Source organism: Caballeronia sp. BR00000012568055 (assembly GCF_029439455.1).
In the GTDB taxonomy this organism is placed as follows: Bacteria; Pseudomonadota; Gammaproteobacteria; order Burkholderiales; family Burkholderiaceae; genus Caballeronia.
Window position 1 is genome coordinate 1 of sequence record NZ_JAQFVG010000043.1, and the last position, 6,109, is coordinate 6,109.

Annotated in this window: 5 protein-coding genes; 3 read left to right on the plus strand and 2 right to left on the minus strand. The window is 59.1% G+C overall.

The window, feature by feature from the left end:
- Nucleotides 1-41 precede the first annotated feature (41 nt).
- Nucleotides 42-848: an SDR family oxidoreductase gene (locus P7F28_RS03595; RefSeq protein WP_277183069.1), complete on the minus strand. Its 807-nt coding sequence runs from the start codon at nt 846-848 to the stop codon at nt 42-44.
- A gap of 29 nt (nt 849-877) precedes the next feature.
- Nucleotides 878-1,624, minus strand: coding sequence for a GntR family transcriptional regulator (locus P7F28_RS03600; RefSeq protein WP_277183070.1), 747 nt, complete (start codon nt 1,622-1,624; stop codon nt 878-880).
- Between the two features lie 484 nt (nt 1,625-2,108).
- Here P7F28_RS03600 and P7F28_RS03605 point away from each other — a divergent pair, with 484 nt between their 5' ends.
- The 3 genes from P7F28_RS03605 to P7F28_RS03615 all read left to right on the plus strand — a co-directional run bounded on the left by P7F28_RS03605 (nt 2,109) and on the right by P7F28_RS03615 (nt 5,901).
- On the plus strand, nt 2,109-3,680 hold the full coding sequence (locus tag P7F28_RS03605; protein ID WP_277183071.1) for a sugar ABC transporter ATP-binding protein: 1,572 nt from the start codon (nt 2,109-2,111) through the stop codon (nt 3,678-3,680).
- Nucleotides 3,677-4,675 carry an ABC transporter permease gene (locus P7F28_RS03610; protein ID WP_277183072.1) on the plus strand — a complete coding sequence of 333 codons (999 nt, stop codon included), beginning with the start codon at nt 3,677-3,679 and terminating at the stop codon, nt 4,673-4,675. Before P7F28_RS03605 ends, P7F28_RS03610 begins: the two co-directional genes overlap by 4 nt.
- Nucleotides 4,676-4,758: 83 nt before the next feature.
- Nucleotides 4,759-5,901, plus strand: a complete 1,143-nt coding sequence (locus tag P7F28_RS03615; RefSeq protein WP_277183073.1) for a substrate-binding domain-containing protein — start codon at nt 4,759-4,761, stop codon at nt 5,899-5,901.
- Nucleotides 5,902-6,109 lie beyond the last annotated feature (208 nt).

Sequence of the window (6,109 nt, forward strand, 5' to 3'; positions counted from 1 at the left end):
TGACCTTGCGTTTCGTTGCCATAGAATGAAAACCCCTTGTTTTAGAGCACTTCCACGTTGCCGCACACCGAAATGGCCTGACCGGAAATGCCGCTTCCGGCGGGCGAACAGAGAAACAGCGCTGTGGCTGCGATTTCTTCGGGCGTAGTCATGCGGCGCAGGGAAATTTTGGCGAGATATTGCTTTTCCATTTCTTCGTACGACAGATCGAGTTGCTTTGCACGCGCCGAGATCACACGCTCGATACGCGGACCTTTCACGATTCCCGGTTGAATGGCATTGACGCGAATATTTGACGGTCCGAGCTCGATAGCAAGACTCTTAGTCATGCCAACTACTGCCCATTTCGTTGCGGCGTACGGCGTGCGGAACGCGTAACCCAAGCGCCCCGCCACCGACGACAGCGCGATGATCGCGCCGCCCTCTTTCGCTTCACGCAGCATCGGCACCGCGCGACGCGCAAAATAGAACTGCGCGTTGAGATTCACATCGATGGTGTCTTCCCACTCCTTCACGTCCAGCTCTTCCACGCCGCCTGTCGGACCCGCAATGCCCGCATTATTCACAAGCACGTCGAGTCCGCCGAGTTCGCGCTGCACGTCGGTGAAAACGCGCTCTACGGCATCGCGATCAGATACATCGGCGAGCGTCGCGGTAATGGCGTTGAGTTCGGTGCTCGCTTCGGCTTTCGCTAGTGCATCGATCGCGTCCTGGCTTGCATCGCACACATGCACGCGTGCGCCTGCATCGATAAACGCGCGCGCCATCACCAGACCAATGCCTGATGCGCCGCCCGTGATCAGCACACGCAAGCCCGCGTGCGGCTTCAACATCTGAAGAACCGTCATGCTTGTCTCCGCTTTTATGATTCTGTGAACTAGGCGCTCGCCTGCTCGCCGTCGTCTTCGTTGTCTTCGTTGTCTTCGTGCTCTTTTGCGCTTGCCTGAAGCCGTTCGCGCAGATCCGCCGCTGCATCGCCGATATCTTCTTCGATACCCGCGCGCGCACCTTCGCCATCACCACGCCACAGCGCCTTCACGATATGCCGATGCGCCGTCATCGAACGGCGCATATGCGGTATGTCCGGCGCGACAAGATTGAGAAACGGCCCGATACGCATCCAGAGGTTCTGAATCGTGGCGAGCGTGATGTCGCTTGCGCCGTGCTGATAGATCGCGCTATGAAACTCGAAATTGCTTTGCAGATAAGCAGGCACGTCACCGGCTTCAACGTGCGCGTCCATCGTGTCGAATACTTCTTGCAGCGCGGCGAGATGCTCGCGCGTCATGCGTGATGCAGCGCGTTTGGCGACCGCGCCTTCCAGCGCGATCCGCACATCCCGCAATTCTTCGAGCAACTCGAGCGTCATGGGCGGGACCATCAACGCGCGGCCGGGACCGTCGATCAATGCGCCCTCTGCCTGAAGGCGCGTGAGTGCGGCGCGCACCGGCATGGTCGATGAACCCACGGCTTCCGCGACGCTGCGCAAGCTGAGCAACTGGCCCGGCGCAAAGCGGCCGATCATGATTGCTTCACGCAACTGCGCATAGACGCGCCCAGCCATGGTTTCGCGGACCACCAGTTCGAGTTCGGGCAATTCGCTCGGTACTTTGCGTTGAGGCATGTTTTATGTGACCTGTGATCACACTTCGATGAAACGCAGTGTGGTATCACTTCGAAGGTGAGTCAACAAAGATTGCATAGGGGAAAACGCGAGGGCTTAGATCGACGCAATGCAGCATGTGTCATGCAAAAAGGTCAGACGGTTGCATAATCGTTCGTTCTGCTTTGCAAATCGCACTCAGCGGATTCGTCTCCGCTTCACACGTGGCCGACCGCTTTGCCGAGGCCGCCGGATTTACCCCACGATCGAGTGAGCGACCCATTAATTGGGTAACTGACGCGTTAAAAAGATACGATCCTCACATCAACTCAAATATTTGTCCTGATTCTCACGCTCTAAGCGAAATTCCTAGGGCTTAATGTTATTGACGCACCATTTGCATGATGCGAAGATCACAATACAGCTCGAGCGGCCGCTAACGGCTTAGATGCGAAACGAGCGCGAAAATATAAGAATTCGTCGGACCGACGAAGGAGACATCAGGATGAGTGAGCCGGTTGCGGTGGCGGCCGCTTCATCGCCACGCGTGCCATTGGTCCGCGTTGCAGGCGTCACCAAGAAATTCGGTGGCGTGCAGGCTTTGCGCGGCGTAAATCTGGAAGTGCTGCCCGGCGAAGTCCACGCGCTGCTCGGTGAGAATGGCGCGGGCAAATCCACGCTCATCAAGATTTTGAGCGGCGTGCATGCATATGACGAAGGCTCGATCGAGATCGACGGCCAAAGGGTTGCGTTCGAATCGCCTGCGAAGTCACGCGAGGCGGGCGTGGCTGTCGTGTATCAGGATTTGAGTCTGGTCGAATCGCTTTCTGTCGGTGCAAATTTGATGCTCGGGCGCGAGCCGCGTACACGTCTGGGCTTTGTGCGGCAGCGTGAATTGATGGCGCAGGTCAGCGCGTTTTTGCGCGAACACAATATTCCGCTCGATCCGCGCGCACCGGTCGATTCTTTGCCTTTTGCGTATCGGCAAATGACGGAAATCTGCAAGGCGCTGATGGGCGACGTGCGCGTGCTGATTCTCGACGAACCCACGTCCGCACTCACCGGCGGCGAAGAACAGATTCTTTTCGATGCCGTGCGTACCGTGACGGCGCGCGGCGTCGGCGTCATTTACGTGACGCATCGGCTGAATGAAGTCTTTCGTATTTCGCAGCGTGTGACGGTATTCCGCGACGGCGCAAATGCGGGCCAATTCAACACCGCCGAGACCGATATGAAGCAGCTTGTCGCGGCTATCGTCGGCCCGCGTCATGCTGCAATGCAGGCGCGGCAAGAGATGTCCGTGCAGGCATCGTCCAAAGCCACGCAAACTACGCCTGTATTAACGCTATCCAAAGTCGGCAATACCCGCCTGCACGATGTCGATTTCACGCTGCACGAAGGTGAAGTGCACGGTATCGCCGGACTGATCGGCAGCGGACGCACCGAGATTCTGCAGACAATATTCGGTCTCCTGCCTATCGATAGCGGGCGTATCGAACTAAACGGTCAGCCGCTTGGCGCGCACCGCCCCGCTGACGCGATCCGGCACGGCATTGCGCTCGTGCCGGAAGATCGCCATGTACAAGGTCTGGTGCTGGATCATTCGATCGAACGCAATCTGACTTTGCCGCGTTTGCCGCAGTTTTCGCGCGGCGGCTGGTTGCGCGCGCAAGCCGCCGCACTTCAGGCGCGCACCGCGATGAAGCAACTCGCCGTAAAAGCGCCGGACGCCGCTACCCAAGTGAAATTCCTCTCGGGCGGCAATCAGCAGAAAGTGGTGTTCGCGAAGTGGAACCATCCGCGCCCGAAAGTGTTATTGCTCGATGAACCCACGGTCGGTGTCGATGTCGGCGCCCGCGAGGAAATCTACGGCGTAGTGCGCGATGCGGCGCGCGAAGGCACGGGCGTCGTCGTGGTGTCGTCGGATCTAGACGAACTGTTGCGGCTGTGCGACCGCATTTCCATCGTGGTGGACGGGTCGATCGTGCGTACGCTCGAACGCAGCGAGATCAGCCACGCCGAAGCGCTGCATCACCTGATTCAGATATCCCGGACTACTGAAGAGCTTGCAACATGAACGAGTCTGTTTCGCCATTGCCCGCCGAGCAGCAAAGCGCGCGCCGTCACGGCCGTGCGCGGCGTATCGCGCAGCTTTTGCTGCAGGGCGATCGTCCTTACATGCTGTATATCGCGTTCGCCATTCTGCTGGTGGTGTTCAGCTTCGCGTCGCCGTGGTTTCTGTCGATCGACAACTTCCTCAATATCGGCCGGCAAACTGCGCTGGTGTCGATCATTGCGATCGGCATGACGTTTGTGATCATCGCGCGGCAGATCGACTTGTCGGTGGGATCGGTGCTCGCGCTGTCGGGTATGTCGGCGGCGCTGGCAATGTCGCATATCGGCGATAGCTGGATTATCGGCACCATTGCGGGCATTGGCACAGGCGCGATCGTCGGCGCAATCAACGGCTTCGTCACGACGCGGCTGAATATTCCGTCGTTTCTCGTAACGCTAGGCTCGTTGAGCGCGGCGCGCGGTCTCGCGCTGATGGTCACCACCACGCGGCCCGAGATCATCACCAACGACCGCTTTATCTCCATCTTCGGCGAAGGCTCGATTGCGGGCGTCCCCGTGCCGATTCTCTGGACGCTGCTCGCGGTCATCGGCGGCGTGCTGTTGCTGCATTACAGCGTCTACGGACGGCAGGTCTATGCGGCCGGCGGCAATCCGACTGCGGCGCTCTATTCCGGCATCAATATCCGCCGCGTAACGACGCTTGCATTCGTGCTCACGGGCGCGCTTGCCGGACTCGCGGCGCTGGTCCTCTCCGCACGCTCGCACGCGGCGCGCCCCGATGTCGTGCAAGGCATGGAACTCGATGTGATCGCCTCCGTCACGCTCGGCGGTTGCAGTCTGTTCGGCGGACGTGGCTTTATTCTCGGCACGCTGCTGGGCAGTCTGATCATCGGTACGCTGAATAACGGGCTGGTGCTGTTGGGCGTGAGTTCGTCGCTGCAACTCGTGATCAAGGGCATCATTATCGTCGCGGCGGTAGCATTTACGCGCAAGTAGGTATCCGAATCAATTTACGTAACGAGCGGTGCAATTCCAAAAACGGCAGGAGACGCCGTACATCACGACCAATGGAGGGAACTATGAACGACCGTCGTGGATCGGGAGCGAGGCTGGCGAGTGTGGCTGCGGCTGCGGCGCTGGCTCTGAGCGGTTCGTATGCTTACGCGCAATCGTGCGAGAAGCTGCCGGTGGGATCGATCGGACCGGCTGGCATCGTGGGGCAAGGGCCGAACGGCGAGAAAGCAGCCTCCGCCGACGCCGTCAAACTCACCGACGCCGAAGCAGCGAAGGTCAAGGCCGGCAAGTTCAAAGTCGGCATTTCGATGCAGACGATGAACCTCGACTGGTCGCAACTGCAAGTCGCGGGCATCACCGATACGCTCAAGAAATACGGCGTGGAAGTGATCGGCACGGCATCGGCGGAATATCAGGTCGATAAGCAAATTGCCGATATCGAGAACACCATTCAGCGTCATCCGGACGGCATCATTTCGATTCCCGTCGATGGCACCGCAACCGCCGCGACCTACAAGAAGGTCTCGCAGGCGAACATCAAGCTGGTGTTCATGGACAACGTGCCGAAGGGCCTGAAACACCCGCAGGAATACGCGGCAATGGTCTCGGCGGACAGCAAAGGCAATGGCCAGATCGCGGCTAAAGTGCTGGCCTCGTGCGTGCCCAAGGGCGGCACGGTGGGACTGGTCAACTTCGGTGTCGATTACTTCAGCACGACTGAGCGGACCAAGGCTGTCAACGATTGGCTGAAGAAGAATCGGCCGGGTATCAAGATCAAGCAGGTGGCGTTCACGGACCCGTCGAAAGTCGGTCAGATTGCGGGCGACTTCCTGACGGCAAATCCGGATGTCAAGGGCGTGTTCGCCGTGTGGGATCAGCCCGCACTCGACACGCTGACATCGATGCGCGCACAGGGCATCAACACGCCGGTGACGACGGTGGATCTGGGTCTCGAATCAGCCATCGAAATCGCCAAGGGCGGGCCGCTGAAGGCCACAGGCTCGCAGCGCCCGTACGATCAGGGCGTCGCCGAAGCAATGGCGATGATGAAGGCGCTGATCGGTCAGACTCCGCCTGCGTGGATCGGCGTGCAATCGCTGCCGGTCGTGCAATCGAACGTGCTGGAATCGTACAAGACCGTGTTCAAGAAAGACCCGCCGCCGCAATTGGCGGACGCGTGCAAGAAGGCCGCGCCGGCTTGCAATTGAACATGCGTTTGATGGGTGAAGAAGCGAAGCCTTCGGGCTTCGCTTTTTTATTGCGCTTTCAAGTTGCGGGAACGGTTCGCTTTCTTGTCGTGTCTCTGGCTCGGGGCAAATAGGAACACGCGGGTTTTTCGATCGTTAGCAGGACGAATATCGACAGCGCCGTCAAGCCGAAAAGATAGATTGCGAACGCCGCGGGCGCGGCTTTAAG